Origin of the sequence: Thermovirga sp. (genome assembly GCA_012523215.1) — a bacterium.
Classification (GTDB): Bacteria; Synergistota; Synergistia; order Synergistales; family Thermovirgaceae; genus 58-81.
Window position 1 is genome coordinate 1 of the sequence record JAAYIZ010000217.1, and the last position, 2,444, is coordinate 2,444.

Sequence of the window (2,444 nt, forward strand, 5' to 3'; positions counted from 1 at the left end):
ACTCCCATGATGGTTGTGACCAGGGTGCTGAGGAGCCAGCCCTGGAAAAGCGACAGGAAGGGGATATCGAAGACGTAAAAAGCTACGTCCCTGCCGAAGACAGGGTCGCTTTTCCCGAAGGGGGTCCTGTTCAGGAACTGGAGCACCTTCATCCATTCCGAACGGACGGCCAGGCCGTTCATGACGGCCAGGACCGCCGCGACGATCACCACCACCACGGCCGAGGCCCGCATGGGTATGTCGATGATCTCACCGGGCAGGGATGAAAAGGCGAGTTCCCTCATGGCGGACCTGCGCGCCCTGAGCCAGTTCAGGGAAAAGATCGCAAAAGCCGCGACAGCCGCCGCGGCGAGCATCACCCACTGGGGGAGCAGCCTGGTCCAGAAGACCTGCGAGAGTCCCCTTTCCCGGAACCATAGCAGGTCGGTATAAAAGGTGGCCGTCGCCGGCACGATCACCACCAGGAGCAGGAGCGCCCCCAGGATGATCCAGACGCCTTTTTTGACTTTCAGGGAAGGAATTCGCCCGCGGCGTTCGCCCTCCCAGAAGGGTGGTCCCTGGAAAATATCTCTCATTGACATGACTTGCCGCCTCTCGCTTTTTTAGATAGTCTTCACGTTGGGTTTTTTACTGGCACAATGTACCATGTTCCGTTGGAACAGGCAAAAAAGGCCGCCCGCGAAAAAAGCGGGCGGCCATAACGCATGCATGGAGGTCAGCAGATCCTCCTGTGACTCAGCCGGCAAAATGTAAGAGAAAGATGAAAATTTGTTCGCCGACACAAAGGGTATTCTAGGAATCGGCCGTTTCCATCTCCACCACGGCCGCCTCTTCTGGCGGGGGCGGGATCTCGGACTTGCCCTTGTTCATTATCACCAGGGCGGCGACGACCACGAGGGCCACCAGGATCATCAATAGCATTGTCTTGCCCTTCATACCGCGTTCCCCCCTTTCCGGCTCGTTCCATTTTTAGGCCTCCGCCGGGAGCTAGGCCAGGCCTCGGTGACGCGGACTGGGAGCTCACTCAACGCCTGAACCCCGGGAAGTGGCGGCTGGAATAATTTGTGCGGTGTTACCCGGGGACATTCTTTAATTTTGCTGTTGGTACAGGCGCTACTTTCTGTGTATGGAGTATACATAGAATGAAAAGTATCGTCAAATTATTAAAAATCGCGAGTCACAAAGGCCATGAGTCACGAGATCGGAGATCTCGTGTCGCTTTGTTAAAGCGAGGATTCCTCGCCTGCCCGTGGCGGGCTGGGAAGGACAATCAACACTTCCCTTCGCCTCGGAGGTTTACGTTTTACAATGTTCTATGATTTGTGGTTTTGCTTTTCGGGCTCTTTCTCCTGCAATGGATCACGTAGCCGGAGGCCAGCGCCGCGCAGACTGCGATGAGGACGTAGGAGGCGGTGTGCATGTACCGGTGTACCAGGGCCTGGTTGTTGCCCACCCAGTATCCGACGCAGGCGAGGATAACCACCCAGATGCCTGACCCGAGGGAGGTGTAGAAAAGGAAGAGGGGAATGTTCATTCTTGTCAGCCCCGCCGGCAGGGATATGAGTTGTCGTATGCCTGGAAGGAGCCTGCCGATGAAGGTGCTTACATGACCGTGCCTCGCGAAGTACTCGTCGGCGCGGTCCAGGGCCTTATCGCTGACCAGGAAGTACTTGCCATATCTTTTGAAGAAAGGGCGTCCGAAGGTGAGGGAGATCCAGTAGTTGAAGATCGCACCAAGGATGCTTCCGGCGATGCCGGCCAGGATGACCAGAAAGAGGTTCATCCGGCCCAGGGCCGCGAGGTAACCCGCAGGGGGGACCACCACTTCGCTGGGGAAGGGGATAAAGGACGACTCCAAGAACATTAGGGCTACCACGCCGGTGTAGCCCATTTTCCCTATGGTGGAGACTATCCAGGTAACAATCTGACCGAGCATCGCCGGCTCCCGATTTTCAGAGTACGTACCCGTTCCGGCGGCCCGTCATGGAATCAATGCCTATCCTGACCACGGCGATTGTCGCCATTGCCTGATCCGGAAAGGGAAGCTCCCGGCCGGCGTACTGTCTTACCACTTGGTTCAACCCCGCCCTCTTTTCTTCCATCCCTTCCAGGATGGTGGCCGTCCCGAAACCGACGACGCTCCTGTATTTCATGGTCCACTCGCAGGGGTCGGGATCTTGAACGACCTCGATGTCCTCATCGACCTCGAAGCAGACCTTGGGATTTTTTCTAAGACATTCCATCTTTTTACCGCCGTTGAAACCATGAAAGTAAAGGGCCTTGCCGTCGAAGCCGAAGCAGAGGGGTACCATGTAGGGATAGCCTTCGTCGAAAAAGGCCACCCGGCAGACCTTGCCCCTTTCGAGGATCCCCCTGATCTGGGCTTCGTCGGTGATCTCCTTGTCCTTGCGCCTCATGTCCTTTCCTCCTCGTCCTCAGTTTTG

The 2,444-nt window shown here is 56.7% G+C and carries 4 protein-coding genes; all 4 read right to left on the reverse strand.

The annotated features are described in order from the left end of the window. Nucleotides 1-581, reverse strand: a 581-nt coding sequence (locus tag GX108_06240; GenBank protein ID NLO56636.1) for a COG1615 family transporter, incomplete at its 3' end; no start/stop codon positions are given. A gap of 211 nt (nt 582-792) precedes the next feature. After that, a complete protein-coding gene (locus GX108_06245; protein ID NLO56637.1) occupies nt 793-936 on the reverse strand; it encodes a hypothetical protein in 144 nt (47 codons plus the stop codon). A 367-nt stretch (nt 937-1,303) separates the two neighbouring features. Then, on the reverse strand, nt 1,304-1,936 hold the full coding sequence (locus GX108_06250; protein NLO56638.1) for a DedA family protein: 633 nt from the start codon (nt 1,934-1,936) through the stop codon (nt 1,304-1,306). 16 nt (nt 1,937-1,952) lie between these two features. Beyond that, entirely contained in the window at nt 1,953-2,417 is a 465-nt protein-coding gene (locus GX108_06255) for a pyridoxamine 5'-phosphate oxidase family protein (protein NLO56639.1), read from the reverse strand. Nucleotides 2,418-2,444: the final 27 nt, after the last annotated feature.

What these genes read in the sequence shown, in the direction of transcription:
- GX108_06255 (NLO56639.1), bottom strand. Translation starts at nt 2,417, where the DNA reads ATGAGGCGCAAGGACAAGGAGATCACCGACGAAGCCCAGATCAGGGGG.
- GX108_06250 (NLO56638.1), bottom strand. Translation starts at nt 1,936, where the DNA reads ATGCTCGGTCAGATTGTTACCTGGATAGTCTCCACCATAGGGAAAATG.
- GX108_06245 (NLO56637.1), bottom strand. Translation starts at nt 936, where the DNA reads ATGAAGGGCAAGACAATGCTATTGATGATCCTGGTGGCCCTCGTGGTC.